The 15,314-nt window shown below is 67.3% G+C and carries 18 protein-coding genes; 9 read left to right on the top strand and 9 right to left on the bottom strand.

The genetic code is table 11. The features are described from left to right. Positions 1–115 precede the first annotated feature (115 nt). From QN315_RS15890 to QN315_RS15880, 3 genes are read right to left on the bottom strand one after another with little or no spacing between them, the layout of a single operon-like run. A complete protein-coding gene (locus QN315_RS15890) occupies positions 116–1,486 on the bottom strand; it encodes a cytochrome c (protein ID WP_323990317.1) in 1,371 nt (456 codons plus the stop codon). Further along, positions 1,486–3,270: a GMC family oxidoreductase gene (locus tag QN315_RS15885; protein ID WP_323990316.1), complete on the bottom strand. Its 1,785-nt coding sequence runs from the start codon at positions 3,268–3,270 to the stop codon at positions 1,486–1,488. Before QN315_RS15885 ends, QN315_RS15890 begins: the two co-directional genes overlap by 1 nt. A 1-nt stretch (position 3,271) precedes the next feature. Continuing rightward, positions 3,272–3,964: a gluconate 2-dehydrogenase subunit 3 family protein gene (locus tag QN315_RS15880; protein ID WP_323990314.1), complete on the bottom strand. Its 693-nt coding sequence runs from the start codon at positions 3,962–3,964 to the stop codon at positions 3,272–3,274. Between the two features lie 669 nt (positions 3,965–4,633). Here QN315_RS15880 and QN315_RS19630 point away from each other — a divergent pair. Further along, on the top strand, positions 4,634–5,920 hold the full coding sequence (locus tag QN315_RS19630) for a hypothetical protein (RefSeq protein WP_408904651.1): 1,287 nt from the start codon (positions 4,634–4,636) through the stop codon (positions 5,918–5,920). 133 nt (positions 5,921–6,053) lie between these two features. On the opposite strand, the gene QN315_RS15870 is transcribed toward QN315_RS19630, so the two are convergent. Further along, positions 6,054–6,455, bottom strand: a complete 402-nt coding sequence (locus QN315_RS15870) for a hypothetical protein (protein WP_323990312.1) — start codon at positions 6,453–6,455, stop codon at positions 6,054–6,056. Positions 6,456–6,640: 185 nt separating this feature from the next. Here QN315_RS15870 and QN315_RS15865 point away from each other — a divergent pair, with 185 nt between their 5' ends. After that, on the top strand, positions 6,641–7,573 hold the full coding sequence (locus QN315_RS15865) for a LysR family transcriptional regulator (protein WP_323990311.1): 933 nt from the start codon (positions 6,641–6,643) through the stop codon (positions 7,571–7,573). Between the two features lie 12 nt (positions 7,574–7,585). On the opposite strand, the gene cobU is transcribed toward QN315_RS15865, so the two are convergent. Next, positions 7,586–8,140 (bottom strand): bifunctional adenosylcobinamide kinase/adenosylcobinamide-phosphate guanylyltransferase, encoded by a 555-nt coding sequence (gene cobU, locus QN315_RS15860; protein WP_323990310.1) that lies wholly within the window; start codon positions 8,138–8,140, stop codon positions 7,586–7,588. A gap of 96 nt (positions 8,141–8,236) precedes the next feature. Here cobU and cobT point away from each other — a divergent pair, with 96 nt between their 5' ends. From cobT to QN315_RS15840, 4 genes are all read left to right on the top strand, one after another. After that, positions 8,237–9,292 (top strand): nicotinate-nucleotide--dimethylbenzimidazole phosphoribosyltransferase, encoded by a 1,056-nt coding sequence (gene cobT, locus QN315_RS15855; RefSeq protein WP_408904536.1) that lies wholly within the window; start codon positions 8,237–8,239, stop codon positions 9,290–9,292. Continuing rightward, a complete protein-coding gene (cobS, locus tag QN315_RS15850; protein ID WP_323990309.1) occupies positions 9,289–10,062 on the top strand; it encodes an adenosylcobinamide-GDP ribazoletransferase in 774 nt (257 codons plus the stop codon). The genes cobT and cobS overlap by 4 nt, the downstream gene beginning before the upstream one ends. A gap of 185 nt (positions 10,063–10,247) precedes the next feature. Beyond that, positions 10,248–10,397: a hypothetical protein gene (locus QN315_RS15845; protein WP_176640806.1), complete on the top strand. Its 150-nt coding sequence runs from the start codon at positions 10,248–10,250 to the stop codon at positions 10,395–10,397. 426 nt (positions 10,398–10,823) lie between these two features. Beyond that, positions 10,824–11,156, top strand: coding sequence for an SMR family transporter (locus QN315_RS15840; protein WP_323993563.1), 333 nt, complete (start codon positions 10,824–10,826; stop codon positions 11,154–11,156). A gap of 206 nt (positions 11,157–11,362) precedes the next feature. Here the strand turns inward: QN315_RS15840 and QN315_RS15835 are convergent, their stop codons facing one another. The 3 genes from QN315_RS15835 to QN315_RS15825 form a co-directional block, all read right to left on the bottom strand. Next, complete coding sequence (locus QN315_RS15835) at positions 11,363–11,794, bottom strand: CHRD domain-containing protein (protein WP_323990308.1); 432 nt, start codon at positions 11,792–11,794, stop codon at positions 11,363–11,365. Positions 11,795–11,898: 104 nt separating this feature from the next. Further along, positions 11,899–12,045 carry a hypothetical protein gene (locus QN315_RS15830; protein WP_176640808.1) on the bottom strand — a complete coding sequence of 49 codons (147 nt, stop codon included), beginning with the start codon at positions 12,043–12,045 and terminating at the stop codon, positions 11,899–11,901. Positions 12,046–12,149: 104 nt separating this feature from the next. Beyond that, positions 12,150–12,311, bottom strand: a complete 162-nt coding sequence (locus tag QN315_RS15825) for a hypothetical protein (RefSeq protein ID WP_323990307.1) — start codon at positions 12,309–12,311, stop codon at positions 12,150–12,152. 277 nt (positions 12,312–12,588) lie between these two features. Between QN315_RS15825 and QN315_RS15820 the strand changes: the two genes are divergently transcribed. Further along, complete coding sequence (locus QN315_RS15820; protein WP_176640810.1) at positions 12,589–12,819, top strand: hypothetical protein; 231 nt, start codon at positions 12,589–12,591, stop codon at positions 12,817–12,819. A 48-nt stretch (positions 12,820–12,867) separates the two neighbouring features. Here the strand turns inward: QN315_RS15820 and QN315_RS15815 are convergent, their stop codons facing one another. Beyond that, a complete protein-coding gene (locus QN315_RS15815; protein ID WP_408904650.1) occupies positions 12,868–13,854 on the bottom strand; it encodes a lysophospholipid acyltransferase family protein in 987 nt (328 codons plus the stop codon). A 335-nt stretch (positions 13,855–14,189) separates the two neighbouring features. Here QN315_RS15815 and QN315_RS15810 point away from each other — a divergent pair, with 335 nt between their 5' ends. Then, positions 14,190–14,372, top strand: coding sequence for a hypothetical protein (locus tag QN315_RS15810; protein ID WP_323990306.1), 183 nt, complete (start codon positions 14,190–14,192; stop codon positions 14,370–14,372). A 195-nt stretch (positions 14,373–14,567) separates the two neighbouring features. Beyond that, complete coding sequence (locus QN315_RS15805; protein ID WP_323990305.1) at positions 14,568–14,996, top strand: hypothetical protein; 429 nt, start codon at positions 14,568–14,570, stop codon at positions 14,994–14,996. Positions 14,997–15,314 lie beyond the last annotated feature (318 nt).

The raw sequence follows: 15,314 nt of genomic DNA, 5'->3' as shown, positions 1-15,314 counted from the left end.
ACCGTCTCGACTCCGAAAAGAAACGATATTGAAAAATGCCTTCTTTTCATGATGATTTCCGATTGCCTCTGCTGGAGCGGCGCGTGCCTCCGGCAAAGGAGCACGCGCCGGGCGATCAGTTCAGCGGCAGGCTGGCCACCCCCGCTTCGCTACCGGCCAGGGCCTTGCGGATTCGCGCGACGTCCTCGGCGCGCGCCGGAGGCGCGTCATTGCCCCACGCCTTGCGGATGAAGCTGACGACATCGGCGATTTTCTGATCGGACAGGCGCGCCGCGAAGCCCGGCATGACGAAGGCGGAGGGCGCGTTGCGGGTTGCGCGCACCGTATCGCCGGTCAGCACGATATGGATCAGCGAGTCCGGCGACTTGTCCATGACCACGGGATTACCGGCCAGCGGCGGGAAGACGGTGGGATAGCCGTGCCCGTCGGTGCGGTGGCAGGCCGCGCAACGATCGACATAGACGCGCGCGCCCTGGGCCGACACATCGCCGGAATGCAGCGCGCCGGCCAGTGTCGCGTCATAGGTCCAGGGGCGCTGCGCCGTGTCGCCGGCGGGCAGGCTCTTGAGGAAATGGGCGATCGCGTGCAGATCGGCGTCGGTCAGATACTGGGTGCCGTGTCCCACCGCGTCGGTCATGCCGCCGAAGGCCGAGCCGTTCAGGATGCGCCCGGTCTTGAGGAAGGCCACGATGTCCTCTTCGGACCAGCGGCCGAGCCCGGTACGGTTTTCCTCGCGCAGGCTGACGGGAATCCAGCCGTCGACGGCGCCGCCGCCCGCGAGGAAACGCGTGCCGTCCGCGGCGGTCAGGGCGGATTCCTGCATCGTCATCGCGCGGGGCGAATGGCAGGCGCCGCAATGGCCGGGGCCTTCGACCAGGTAGGCGCCGCGCGCCGTCTGCGGGTCGGCGAAGGGACGTGCCGAGGCCGCCTGGGCGGCCTTGACCGACGGCGCGAAGGCGGCGCGCCAGAGGATCAGAGGCCAGCGCATCGAGAGCGGCCACATGACGTCGTTGGGCCGCACATGGTTGGCCACCGGCGCCACGCCATGCATGAAATAGATGTACAGCGCGTGGATATCCGCATCCGTCATGCGGGCATAGGACGGGAAGGGCATCGCCGGATAGAGCGACGCGCCGTCGCGCCGCACGCCCTCGCGCACCGCGCGGGCGAATTCGGCTTCGGTATAGCTGCCGATGCCGTTCCCGGGGTCGGGGGTTATGTTCGGGGCATAGATCGTGCCGAACGGCAGGGCGAAGGACAGGCCGCCGGCGAACGGCCTGCCGCCCGGCGCGGTATGGCAGGCCACGCAATCCGAGGCGCGGGCGACATATTCGCCCTGCGCCACCAGGGCCGGATCGGCGCCCGGTTCGGTGCCCTGGCGTTCGGTGCCCTGAAATTCGGCGGCGTGGGCGGCCGGGAGAAGAGCCGGCGACAGGCCGAGCGTGCCGAGCAGGGCGGCGAGCGCCGCCCATTTGCGAGAGCGCATCACATCTGCACCAGCGGGCCGGGGTTTTTCAGGTAGGTCGAGCGGATATGATGGGCCGACCAATAGGCCAGGGCCGCGACCATGCCGGTCGGGTTGTAGCCCGTCCCCTGCGGGAAGGCGTTCGCGCCGATGACGAACACGTTCGAGACGTCCCAGCTTTGCAGATAGCGGTTGAGCGCGCTGGTCTTCGGATCCTCGCCCATCACCGCGCCGCCGGCGAGGTGGGTGGTCTGGTAATAGCGCGTATCGAACCGCTCGCCCGGCTGGCGCTGGCCCAGATGCACGTCGCGCGCGCCCATCGCCCGGGTGACCTTGGCGATCTGGCTGACGACATAGCGGTTCATGCGGATGTCGTTATCCTTCCAGTCGAAGGTCATGCGCAGCAGCGGCATGCCGTACGCGTCCTTCCAGGTCGGATCGAGGTCCAGATAGACGTCGCGATAGGCCATGTTCGTGCCGTGCGCGTCCATGCGGACGGAATGCTGGTAGGTATCGACCATGGCCTTCTTCCAGGCCGACCCCCAATGGGGCGTGCCCGGCGGGCCGCCGAGCTTGGCCGCGGCGATGCCCTTGATCCCGGCCTGGTTCACCCAGACCGGCGAACCGCCGATGAAGCCCAGGGGACCGTGATCGAAATTCTCGCTGTTGAAATCGTCGAAGGCGACGCCACCGCCGCCGGTGCCGATGAACTGGTTGGTATAGACCGTCTTGTCGAACCAGGCGGTGGTGGTGGTGACGTTCTGGTAGACGAAATTGCGCCCGACCACGCCCGCGTTCGCCACCGGGTCATACGGCTTGCCGATGCCCGAGAGCAGCATCAGATGCACGTTGTGGAACTGGAACGCCGCGACGATCACAAGGTCGGCGGGCTGGAAGACCTCGTTCCCGTCGCGGTCCAGGTAGGTGACGCCGATGGCCTTGGTCTTGCTGCTGTCGAGTTCGACACGCAGGACGTGGGAACGGTCGCGCAGCTCGAATTTCGGATCGCTGCGCAGCGCCGGCAGGATATTCACGTTCGGCGAGGCCTTGGAATACATGTAGCAGGCATAGCCGCTGCAATAGCCGCAGAAATTGCAGGGCCCCATCTGCACGCCGTAGGGGTTGGTATATTGCGCGGACGCGTTGGCCGCCGGCATGGAATAGGGGTGGAAGCCCACGGCCTCGGCCGCCTTGCGGAACATGTTGGCGCCATAGACGTCCTTGAGCGCCGGCAGGGGAAAATGATCGGAGCGCGAGGGCGCGAAATAATTGCCCTTGCCGACCACCCGGCCGTCGACCATGTAGGCCTCGCCCGACGTGCCGAAGACTTTTTCGGCCCTGTCGAAGAACGGCTCCAGCTCGTCATAGGTGACGCCGTAATCCTGGAGGTTCATGCCTTCGGGGATGAATTTCTCGCCGTATTTCTCGACGACCTTGCTGCGCAGGACCAGATCGTCGGGCGGCATGCGGAAATGCACCCCGGACCAGTGCAGGCCCGCGCCGCCCACGCCCTCGCCCGGCAGGAAGGCCGACATCTGGCGATAGGGCAGCGCCGTCTGGTCGGGCGTGTTGCGGATGGTGACCGAGGTCCTGGACAGGTTCTGGAAGATCTTGTGGCGGAAATTGGCCTGCAGTTCGTCGAGCGACCCGGGATAGGCGCCGTCGCTGGCGGTGCTGCGGTCGGCGCCGCGTTCCAGCATGACGACGCCCAGCCCGGCCTCGGTCAGTTCCTTGGCCATGATCGATCCGGCCCAGCCGCCGCCGACCACCACGGCGTCGACCTGCTTCATCCTGATGCTGGCCATGTCAGGCGGTTTCCCCGGAAATCGAGACGGAGCCGAGCGGGTAGCGCGGGCCGTACTGGTCCACCCAATCCATGAAATCGGCGCGGGCACCGGGGAAATTGATCATCGTCCAGCCGCCAAGTCCCTTGTTGCCGCCATGCACCGGGTCGGAGAAGGCGCCTTCCATCGTGTTGTTCAGCAACTGGGCGAAGAAGGTCCGCGCCGGCAGGTCGCCGAAGCGCGTATCGCCCGTCTCGAACCCGCGCAGGATGTCGTCGCGGGTGGCGGCATCGAGGTCGGCGAAGGATTTGCCGTATTTCGCCTGCACGAAGGCTTCGGCCCCGGCGATGCCCTTGCGGTAGATGTCACGCGGGGCATAGGGCAGTTGGTAGCCGAGATTGGCCGGACCTGAAACGAACGGAGCCTGCATGTACCACAATTTTCCGAAAGCGTACGGCGTATCCATCTGCCGGTCGATGAATTCGGGCACCCCCAGGGCAAGGGCGCCTGGTCCGACCGCGTCCTCGGGGATCAGCCGGTCGCAGGCGGCGTGCAGAAACGTCCATTCCGCGGCGGTGAAGAACGTCGGGACATAGGGCGGCGCATCGGCCGAACGCGCGGCGCCGACCGGCACCGCAGCGGAGCCGAGTGCTGCGGCTCCGGCCAATCCCTGCATGAAAATCCTGCGGGACGGATCGGGGGGAGGCGTCGTCATACCATCACGGGCTCCGGGGGCACCCGCGGGGGCCAGCGTCTTGGCGGACACCGTCACCTGCGGGTCGGGGGAAACGAAGGGGGAACTGCAGCGCGGATTGCTGTCACGCGTTTTTGTCCGCTTTCTTCGCCTGACCTAGAGCAGAAATCACTTTCGTGGCAACCCTGTCCCCGGACGCCGCGGCAGGGCCTTCCGGCCACCCCGGAAAGATTGGCCCACCCGCCCGGGAACGCCCCCTGCCCTGCCGGCAACCATTTGGTTTTTACCAATCTTTCATGATTCAGACCGATCTTTTGACACAGGATCGATCGGCTCCGCCTGGGCATGTCCGGCGACGCCGGGGAATGCGGATTGCGGTGGCCACCCACATCGTTTCGATCATTATCACACAAATTTTAACTGTCCCGGCATAATGCGGCCGCGCGCCCGGAGCCGATCCGGCACGCGTCGGCGTCATATCCGCCAGACTGACGGGCCCCGCGCCGATGGGCGACTGGGGCGACCGTGCCCATCGCCCCATGATATCGGTCCTGCGTGAAGAGTCTGGGCTACAGGGCCTGGGCGCCGCCGTATCGGCCATGATTCCATCCGCGCTTTTCCGGACGGACAGTCGGTTTCAACCAAAACCTGATTTCGTAAAAGACGGTGTGGCGCACGGTCTTTACGACGATGCCTTTACGGCGATGCCAGAGAACGTGCCTTGCCGCGCCATCAGGCTCGGTTGCGGGGAGCGGCGCACGGAAAAAGGCGGCCCGTCCGGAGACGGGCCGCCTGCTGCAAGATCACAGATGGTTCCAGGCCGGTCAGGCGCTGGCCGCGGCCTTCGCGGCGGCGAGGCGCGCCAGGCGGACCTGCTTGCGGGCTTCGCGCGCTTCGCGCCACGCATCGACGGCGGTGCGCGTGCCCTTTACGGCGCGCTTGCTCACCGGCGCGGACTTCGCGACGCCTTTCTTGGCGAGGGCCTTGGCCGACGACTTGGCCGGAGCCTTCACCAGTTCTTTCGCGGCAGCCTTCGTGACGGTTTTCGGCGCGGGCTTCGCGGCCACACTCTTGGTGGCGGCCTTGACGGCCTTGGGCGCCTTGACCGGAGCGGCTTTCGCCGGAGTGGTCTTTGCCGGAGCGGTCTTTACGGGAGCGGCCTTCGCGGGAGCAGCCTTCACCGGGGCGGCCTTCGCCGGAGCCGCCTTCGCCGAAGCAGCCTTCACTGGAGCGGCTTTCGCGGCCGGCGCCTTGGCGGGCGCAGCCTTGGCGGGGACGGCCTTGGCGGGGACGGCCTTGGCGGGGACGGCCTTCGCCGGCTTGGCCATCGCAGCCTTCTTGGCCTTGGCCACGGGCTTCGGCGCTTCGACCACCGGAGCGGCCTTTCGGGCCGTCGCCGCGGCGCGGCGCGGCGACGGCTTGGCGGCCGTGGCGCGGGCGGCCGCGCCCTTGGCCGGCTTGCGGGCGGAGGTCACGACCTCTTCCGCGACCGGACCGGCCTTGACGGCCGGACGGGCGGGGCCGCGACGGCGCGCCGGCGCCGCCACGACGACGGGCACGACCACCGGTTCGGGCGCGGCCTTCGGTGCGCGGGCACGGCGGGCGGGCTTGGCGGCGACCGGCGCGGGTTCGATGACCGGCGCGGGCTCGATTTTCGGTTCGGCAGCCTTGGCCTTCTTGCGCGCGCCCTTCACCTTGACCGGCGTCTCGGCAATTTCGGAGGCCGGGGCTGCGATCTTCTCTTCGACCGGGGCGGCCGTCACCTTGGCTTCGCTCTTCTTCGCGGTCGCCTTGCGACGCGTCCGCGCGGACGTCTTCGTTTCTTCACTCATACAGATGCAACCTTTCGCACGCCATGATGTCCATCGCCCGCCCTGCCGCACGGTTACGCTGCAGGCGGGTCGCCCGAGCAGGGTGCCCTGGAAGGCCGTATCGATCCTGTCGCGCCAGAGAGCCCCGTCCGAACTGAGGCCATGAAATACCTCGTTCTTCCGCATCATCTCGGGCCTGAACGCACATATGTCAAGTCAAAGAGAATAGAGGATGATTTTTTTCTTGCATCGGGTCACGCATCCGTGGGGTCGCGTCCGACGGGATTCGGAACTAAAATTCAATTCGATCCATATATAATAATGATCTTATGGAAATTCATCCACCGCGCCCGGTCCGTCGTGCCGGGCGGCGCGCCCGGGCGACGGACACGGCATCCGGGCCGGGCGGGCCGGTCCGGACGGTTCGCGAAACGGAGCCGAATCAAAACAAGAATCCGGAACCCGCCCCGCGGCACGGTCCCAACGCGCCCCAGGCGCGCTTCCATACGTGCCTCGACACGACCTTCGGCCCCTCCCCTGGGAAGGCATGCCTTCCGGTACAGGTCGCGCCCGATGCCGCCGATCATGGCCGGATCGGAATCCTCGGCTGCCTGAACAAGGGTTGTCCCGGCCATCGTGCTCACGCTGCCGTGCCCGGTGCCGAGGACCCGGATCGCGACGATCGGCGTGCCCGGCGCCATGCCGTGGCTCTTCGGCAGGACACGGGGAAAGATGGGGAGAAAGACGGGGAGAAAGACGGGGGGGCGGGAGGGGCGATCCGGAAATTCCTGGGCCAGGGCGGGGTTATGCATGGACAAAAGGGACGCGACGACGGCATCGTCCGGAAAACGGAAAGAATGGCCCCCCTCATGTTCAGAACAACGCTATGACGCGCCTGCCCGATCTGGAAGCATGGGCGATCTTCGCCAAAGTCGTGGAAACGGGATCCTTCGCCCGGGCGGCGGAGGAATTGCAGATTTCGAAACCCACCGTGTCGAAAGCCATCGGCCGGCTGGAAGCGCGGCTGGGCTCGCCGCTGCTGCATCGGACATCGCGGCAATTCTCGCTGACCGAGACGGGACGGGGCGCGCTGGATCGCGCCACGCGGATTCTGGCGGATGGCGAGATGGTCGAGGCCGAGGCCCGCGAGCAGACGGTCCATCCGCGCGGGCTGATCCGGCTGACCGCGCCGATGACCTTCGGCATCGCGCATCTGGCGCCGGAACTGCCTGAATTCATGGCGACCTATCCGGATATCGACATCGCCATCACCTTCAGCGACCAGCAGATGGACCTGGTCGGCGGCGGCTATGACCTGGCGGTGCGGATCGCGTCGCTGGCGGACTCGTCGCTGCGCGCGCGGCGCCTGTGCGCGGTGCGGCTGCCGCTGGTCGCATCGCCCGCCTTCCTGCAGCGCACGGGCGAGCCGCGCCATCCGCGAGAATTGGAGCAGATGCCGGGGTTTATCTATACCAATACCGCGGCGCCGGGGCAGATCCGGTTTCATCATGCGCAGGACGGCGATTACACCATCGTGCAATCCGGACGGCTGCACACGAACAATGCCGAGGCGTTCCTGCCGTTCCTGCTGGCGGGATTGGGCGTCAGCCTGATGCCGGAATTCATGGTCTGGGACGAGCTGATGGCCGGACGCCTGGTCAATGTGCTGCCGGAATGGCAGGTCACGCCGATCGCGATCCATCTGGTGACGCCGCCCGGGCAGATGCGCCCGGCGCGGGTGTCGCTGCTTCTGGACTATCTGGCCGGTCGTTTCACGACCGCACCCTGGGCGCGCGCGCCGCGAGCCCCTGCGGCATGACCGGCGGCGACGCTATTGCCGGTCCTTTACCGTCAAGGGCAGGCCCGCGACCATCAGGACGACGCGCCCGGCCTGGCGGGCAATCGCCTGGTGCAGCCAGCCGGCTTCGTCCCTGAAGCGACGGCCGAGCGGCGTTTCGGGCACGATGCCCAGCCCGACCTCGTTCCCGACCAGGACGGTCAGGGCCGGGCGGCGGCGCAGGGCCCGGAGCAGCGCGTCGGTGGCTGCCGGGATGTCGCGGTCTTCGAGCAGCAGGTTGGTCAGCCACAAGGTCAGGCAATCGACCAGGACGGGCAGGGTTCCGGCATCATCCAGCGCGGCGGGAAGCGCCAGCGGCTCCTCGACCGTCTGCCATCCGGCAATCCGGTCGGCGCGATGCCGGGCGATGCGCCGGCGCATTTCATCGTCCCAGGCCCGGCCGGTCGCGATATAGCGCCAGGGCGGCGGGCCGGCGGTGACCAGGGCCTCGGCATGGCGGCTCTTGCCCGAACGGACGCCGCCGAGCACCAGGATGGTCCCCGCCTGGTCCGCTGCCGGGCTCTCCCCTTGGCCTGTCCCTTGGCCCACACCCTGTCCTGGTGGCTCTTCGCGGCCTGCCGGTTCCATGTCTCCTCCGCGACGCGCGCCTTGCATCAGCGCGCATAACGCCACACAAACGGTGCCATGGCACGCCCCTTTTCCGATCCCCCGGCCTTTCCCGCCCCCCTGGCCTTTTCCGACATGGACGCGCTGCGGCATGCCTGCGCCGGCCTGCCGCCGGCCGACGCGGCGGCGCGGCGGGCCATCGCGGCGCGCAACGCGGTGCTGACCAAGCCGCCGGGGAGCCTGGGCCGGCTGGAAGAGCTGGCCGCCTGGCTGGGCGCCTGGCAAGGCCGGGCCATGCCGGTGCTGGAACGGGTACGGGTGATCGTCTTCGCCGGCAATCACGGGGTCGTGGCGCGGGGCGTATCGCCCTGGCCGGCGGACGTCACCGGGCAGATGGTCGGCAATTTCGCGGCAGGGGGCGCCGCCATCAACCAGTTGGCGCGGGTGGCCGACGCGCAACTGACCGTCATTCCCCTGGCGGGACTGGCGCCGACCGCGGATTTCACCGAGGCCCCCGCGATGGACGAGGCGCAATTCCTGGCGGCCGTTGCCGCCGGCCATGCTTCGGTGCCGCCGCAGACCGACCTGCTGTGCCTGGGCGAGATGGGGATCGGCAACACGACCGCCGCCGCCGCGCTGGCGGCCGCCCTGTTCGGTGGCGACGGCACGCAATGGGCCGGCCCCGGCGCCGGGTCCGACGCGGCCGGCATCGCGCGCAAGGCGGCGGCGATCGACGCCGGGCTGGCGCGCCACGCCGCCTGGCGCGGCGATCCGCTGGAGATGGCGCGCCGGGTTGGCGGATACGAGCTGGCGGCGATCCTGGGGGCCGTGCTGGCGGCGCGGCGGAACCGCGTGCCGGTCGTGCTGGACGGATTTGTCTGTACCGCCGCCGCCGCGCCCCTGGCCCGGCTGCATCCCGAAGGGCTGGCGCATGCCGTGCTGTCCCACCAATCGGCCGAGACGGCCCATGGCGTGCTGGCGCGGCATCTGGGGCTGGCCCCGCTGCTGGCGCTGGAGATGCGGCTGGGCGAGGCATCGGGAGCCGCGCTGGCCGTGCCGCTGTTGCGCGCCGCCCTGGCCTGCCACGCCGGCATGGCCAGCTTCGCCGAGGCGGGAATCAGCGCGCGGCAATGAGCTGGCTGTCCAGGCGCCGCGCGGATCTGCTGGCCGGGCTGGGGCTGCTGACGCGCCTGCCGGCCGGCCGGTCGCGACGCGGAACGGCCGGGGGCGAGGACGAGAGCGAAGACGAGATCGACCTGGCCCGGTCGGCCTGGACCTGGCCGCTGATCGGCCTGGCGGTCGGCGCCGCGAGCGGCGGCGTGGCGGGCCTGCTGGACTGGGCCGGCATGGGCCGGCTGACGGCGGCGGGATGGGCCATGGCCGCTCAGGTCCTGCTGACCGGCGGGCTGCATGAGGATGGGCTGGCCGATATGGCCGACGGGTTCGGCGGCGGCCGGGATACGGCGCGCAAGCTGGCGATCATGCGCGACAGCCGGGTCGGCAGCTATGGCGTCCTGGCGCTGGTGCTGGCGCTGCTGATCCGCGCGTCGGCGCTGGCGGGCCTGGCCCATCCCGTGACCGGGTTGGCGGTGGCGGGCGGGCTGGGCCGGGCCGCCATGGCCGGGCTGCTCGGCGTGCTGCCGCCGGCCCGCCGGGACGGGCTGGCGGCCGGCATGACGCGCGTTCCGCCCATGGCGCTGGCGGCCGGCCTGGCCGTGCCGGTTCTGGCGGCGGGACTGACATTGCCGCCGTCCCGGGCGGCCGGAGCCTGCCTGGCGGCCATCGTGGCGGCCGGACTGGTGGCGGGCCTGGCGCGACGGCAGATCGGCGGCCATACCGGCGACGTGCTGGGCGCCTGCGCCGTGATCGTGGAAGGAAGCGTGCTGAGCGTCCTGGCCCTGTAGGCCGCTTCACATCGCGCTGAGCGCGTCCGCCGGCCCTTGTTTCGCGCCCGCACGCCAACCAGATCCGTCGACGGGGAGCGATACCCGCGCCCCAAGGATTGATTTCCCGACGTTCGTTCCGAGGGAAAGAATTTTCCGGAACCGGTTTCCGGAGATCCGGACCCTGGTCATTTGGAGAGCATGTCATGTTCGGCAGACGCCTGGCCGGCCATCCCGATCACAGATTGTCGGACAATACCAAGCAGACATTGGGCGGCATCGTCGTCGTGGCGGTGATGATCGCCGCCATCGTCATCAGCATCCTGCTGTCGCCCACGATTCCGCTGGGGCATTAGTGTCCTGCCCGAGAAATTCTTATGAGAATTTCTCGGATCAGCAGGCCACTAGAATATTGATTCTAATGTCCTTTCGATTCCGGAATTCGCTTGCGAATTTCGGAATCAGGACACTGGAACAGACCATGATGAGGGAGAGTTGCCCGATCAGGGCGCCCCCATCACGGCATGTATTGGGATTCTGTGTCCGGAATTCATGAGCGGATTCCGGCGATCGGCGGATTGGTCGAAAATATTCTTCCGTTTTGTGCCCAGCCCTGTTTTTGGAATCCGAACGATTCCGGAAACAGGGCATTTCTGTGATGTACGCAACGCTACGGGGGCCGGACGGCGAATGCATTGAAGACGATGGCTGGGCGCGTGGCGCTTCTTGTTGTACCGTGCGGCGGATTTTGTCGCGGGGTCGGGCACAAGGGCGATCGGGGCGTGAATTCCTATCTGTTTCTGGCCGGCGCCATCATCGCCGAAGTCATCGCAACATCATTACTGAAATTGTCGGATGGTTTTTCCCGCCCGCTGCCCACGGTACTGATGCTTGGCCTGTACGGCGTGGCGTTCTTCCTGCTGTCGCTGACCCTGCGCACCATGCCGACCGGCATCGTCTATGCCGTGTGGTCGGGCGCGGGCATCGTGCTGATTTCCGTCATCAACCGGATCTGGCTGAAACAATATCTCGACGGACCGGCGATCGCGGGGATGGTGCTGATCGTCCTGGGCGTGGCGATCATCAATCTGTTTTCCCGTACCGCCGGTCACTAGAGCATTTCCACTGAACACCGGTTCAGTGGAAATGCTCTAAGTCATTATTTTATAGAGCATCTTCACCCGTTCAAACGAGTCCGTTTGAACGGGATCTGCTCTAGAATCAATATTTTAGTGGCCTGCCCGGGCTGGACGTCATTGCGTCTCCACGCGATCGGGCGGTTCCACCCGATCACGATCCGCCCTGGACGGCGTTCCGCCGGCTATTGGGCGCCGCGCACCTGCAGTTGGGCGCGGGCTTCGCCGTTCGGGTGGGCCTCGGTGTGCAGGTTGACATAGACCCGGCCGGCCCGCAGCGCCGTCACCTGCTCTGGCGTCATGACCACCGCGCCGTGCAGCGGACTGGCATAGGGCCCCTTGATCGGCACCATGACCCCGGCATCCTGCCCCGGATCGGCCGGGCCGTGAAAATGCGCTGCCATGACCGGACCGCTCAGCCCGCTATATTTAATAGTGTAGGTGACGAGGTTGCGCTTCTCATCCAGCGTGCCGGTGAAACGGCCGGTCACCGCAGGCGAGGCGCCGGCGGCCGGAACGAACGGCCCGGTGACCGGGACGGTACGGGCCTGGACCGGTGCCGCGGCCAGCGCCGGGACGGCCAGGACCATGCCGGCGATCAGGAAGGAACGGATCATCTGGAATTCTCCCGCGAGAAAAGGCCGCAAGGCGCGGCCGGTCACGACGCGCCGGCGGCGATTATCCGCGGCTGCACCAAACGCGAAGCCTTGCCGTCCGGCTGTCAGATGTCCAGGCCGGCCGGCCGATTCAACACCGACAAATCGGGGTCGATCCGCGTTTCGACGAGACGCGCGACCTGGATGCCACAGGCGACGAGCAGGCCGGACACAAGGCCGACCATTCCCAGTTGAATCCCCAGATGGACCATTGTCGTTCTCCTGATGGAAACTACGCAACAATGCCAGGAATGGCCGCCGCCTGTGCGCAAATCATGGCGAGAGCCGGTCTTTTCTGCAGCATGCGACGTAGCCCCTACGAGCCGCCATAGCCCATGCCGACGGAGCCGTACGGGCCGCGATGGACATGATCGCCGGTACTGCCATGGGCGCAGCAACCGCCCAGGACCAGCAGCGCCGCCAGCAGGATCGAACGTGGCCGGATCGGCCGGCCGCGTGAGAGAAACCTTTGTGCCATGCTGTTCCAAACCCGGGGTCCGGGCTTGGAGTCCGGACTGAAGCGCAACGTTGGATAGGGCAAATTGTTCCACGCCCCAAGACGGGATCCGGCCGCCATTGTCAAGCGGCCTTTTGCCGGCGCCCCATGGATGTGCGCGCCCCGACGCCTACATGTGTTTTGTCGCAGTTACGGATTTGGAGACGGCGCGTCCGCGATCCGTCCGTCCGGAAGATTTGCTGCGGGCGATTTGCCGAGGACCAACGCGCGCGGACGCGCGCAGGGAAGGATGCGTGTGATGTCCCGATTTATCGAAGACGACGACAAGCCGGCCCATGCCGGGGCGGGTAAGCATGAACTGGCGCGCCGCCTGGCCGAGGCCGCCCTGCGGGCGGAAGAGCATGGCGACCAGGCGCGGGCGGACGAATTGTTCGCCGAGGCCGAGCGGACCGATCCGCAGGCGGTCGAGAACGTGCTGATGGAATGGCCGGAACATCCGCGCACCCGACGGCGCCGGGTCCCTGGCTGAACTGAAGACTGGGACTGGAGACTGGGACTGTGGAGCCTGGCAGGCTGCTCAATCCCAGTCGCGGCCAGGGTCGCGACCGGCATCGCGGCCGAGTGGGGCGGGCGGCGGGTCGGTGATGTCGGCATTGCGGCGCAGTTGGGCCGCGCCGTCGGCCACCGCCGTCCAGGCCGCCTGTGCCAGCGCCTTGCGGCCGGGGAAATCGGCCGGGTCGAGCACGGGATGCAGAATGACGCTGGCGCGCATCGAGCGCCATTGCACGAGCTGCCACAAATGCGGCGCCAGGTCCATGTCGCCGTACCATGAGAAGACCGGGCGACGATTGCGGTTGACGTTGAGTCCGTCCAGCCGGTCGAAGACCAGCGAGATCGGCTGGATCAGCGGCGCCATGCCGTCGTCATAGGTCAGGGGCGGCGGCTCGCCCTCGCTGCCCTTGCGCAGGGCGGGGATCTTGGCGATGGCGAAGAAGGCCGACATAAAGGGCAGCACGCGCGAGCCGTCCGAGGACGTGCCCTCGGGGAACAGGATGAGATTGTCGCCCCCGATCAGGCGGCCGATCATTTCGTCGCGCTCGCGCCCCGTCGTGCTGCGCTGGCGGCTGACGAAGATCGTCCGGCCGATACGCGCCGCCGTGCCCATCAGGGGCCATGCGCCGATATCGCCCTTGGCGACGAAGACCGACGGCAGGACCGCGCCGAGCACCGGTACGTCGAGCCACGAGGAATGATTCGCCACATAGATGACCGGGCGCTCGCCCCGTGCCCGGGCGGCAGCCCCCCCGACACTGCCGGCCCGCTTGCCGATGACGCGGATCTCGACCGACAGCAGGCGACACAATCCGCCCCAGATCACCGGAGTCCAGCGGATTTTCGCGGTGCCCGGCACCAGCAGCAATCCGGCCTCGAACCCGACGGACAGCGGTATCCAGACTGCGATCCCGGCCAGACGCGCCACCGCGCGCAGCACGCGCAACGTCCGGCGGCGCGGGGCCGCCCATGCGAGGCAGTCGGCCGCATCGTCCCCTTCCGCCAGGGTCATGCCCCGGTGGCGCACAGCCCGGCGCTCGGTCATGCCCGGGATCCCGGAACCGGTCCGGCGAGGCGCAGGAAGCGAGGAGAAGCTGGAATCATGTGCCAATCATAGCCCCGATGGCGCGGCAGTCCAAACGCGGCCCGACCGCGCCCGTCATGCATCACCAAACCGCCGTCATGTCAAATCGGCGCGCGCATCACGCAGAGGCATCCGGGTGCAATGCGGGGCCGATCACAGCAGGGACAATGACGGCGGGGACAATCACATCGGTGACATCGCGCAAACGGGACGCTGCCGGGGCGTTGAGCCGGCATCGCATGGGCCAGCATCGGAGGGCGGTCATGTCGCACAACCAAACGCCCGCGGGACCTGCGCCCCCCGCGGAGACGCCGGCCGGCAATGGGAAGACGCCCGCCACCGGCGCCCAGACGAAGGACCAGAAGCTGGATGAGGGGCTGGACGAAAGTTTCCCGGCCAGCGATCCCCCCTCGATCAGCGGATCGACGTCGGCCGAGGGAGAGTGAGGGAACGCGGGGCGACGTACCGCGCATGTGATGGCCAGGCGCCTGGCACGAAGCGGCCCGGCCACCCATATCGGGCAGAGACAGGCGGGTACCGGATGCCCGTCGCGGGCACGCCTATTTCCTTTGTTTCCTGTGTCGGAGCAGGAGCCATAAGCCTGTCGGTCGCAGCCCCGGACGGACGGAGGGAGACGTGCGATGACGACGATGGATCCACATCAGACCAGGGCGACGGCGGAGTCGCGCAACGCCAGGTCGATCGAGATCGGGCCGTGGGACGACAGGCAGGATTGTGCGGCGTGGCTGGACGCGTTCCTGTCCGAAGAGGGCCTGACCCGCGGATATGGATATTTGCTGCGGCGCGCCGCGGACAAGGGATTGTACGACGTGGTCCGAAGCTGGGGCCATACGGACAGGCCCGCCCCCGTCGATGCGACCACGATCGAAATCCTGTTGCCGCAGAAAATCATTATGGAAGCCGCCCAAGGGAGCGCGGCCACGTCCGAAGAAATCGTGGCGCGTTTATCCTGCGCGCTGCCCGTGGCGGTACGGCGGCATATCACGAGAAAACGTTTCAACCGATATGGACATATCGGATGCACGGGAGAGGATCCGATGCGCCGCTGAAACAGGTGCCCCAGGCGCGGCATACACCCCGGCAAACGGCGGCAACGCCGGGTTCATCGGAAAGTTCCGCCGAAGCCGCTGGAATTTTCGCACGAAAAACAACATGATAGATTCGCGAATGGTCCTCTCCGCCACAGGGTCGGAGGGGATTTTTTTTGATCCGGCATGGAACTATTTCCAACCACCCTCATCATCCCGGATGAGAATTCCCGACCATGACAAAAACTCTCACGGTCGACGCATTTTGGAACGACTTGCCATCTCATGAGACAAACAATCTATAGACTGTCCAAATTGGCCTGATGTAACCATGTGTCG

The sequence above is a fragment of the Nguyenibacter sp. L1 genome, from assembly GCF_035199985.1.
In the GTDB taxonomy this organism is placed as follows: Bacteria; Pseudomonadota; Alphaproteobacteria; order Acetobacterales; family Acetobacteraceae; genus Gluconacetobacter; species Gluconacetobacter vanlangensis.
This window is presented reverse-complemented; position numbering and strand designations above follow the sequence as displayed.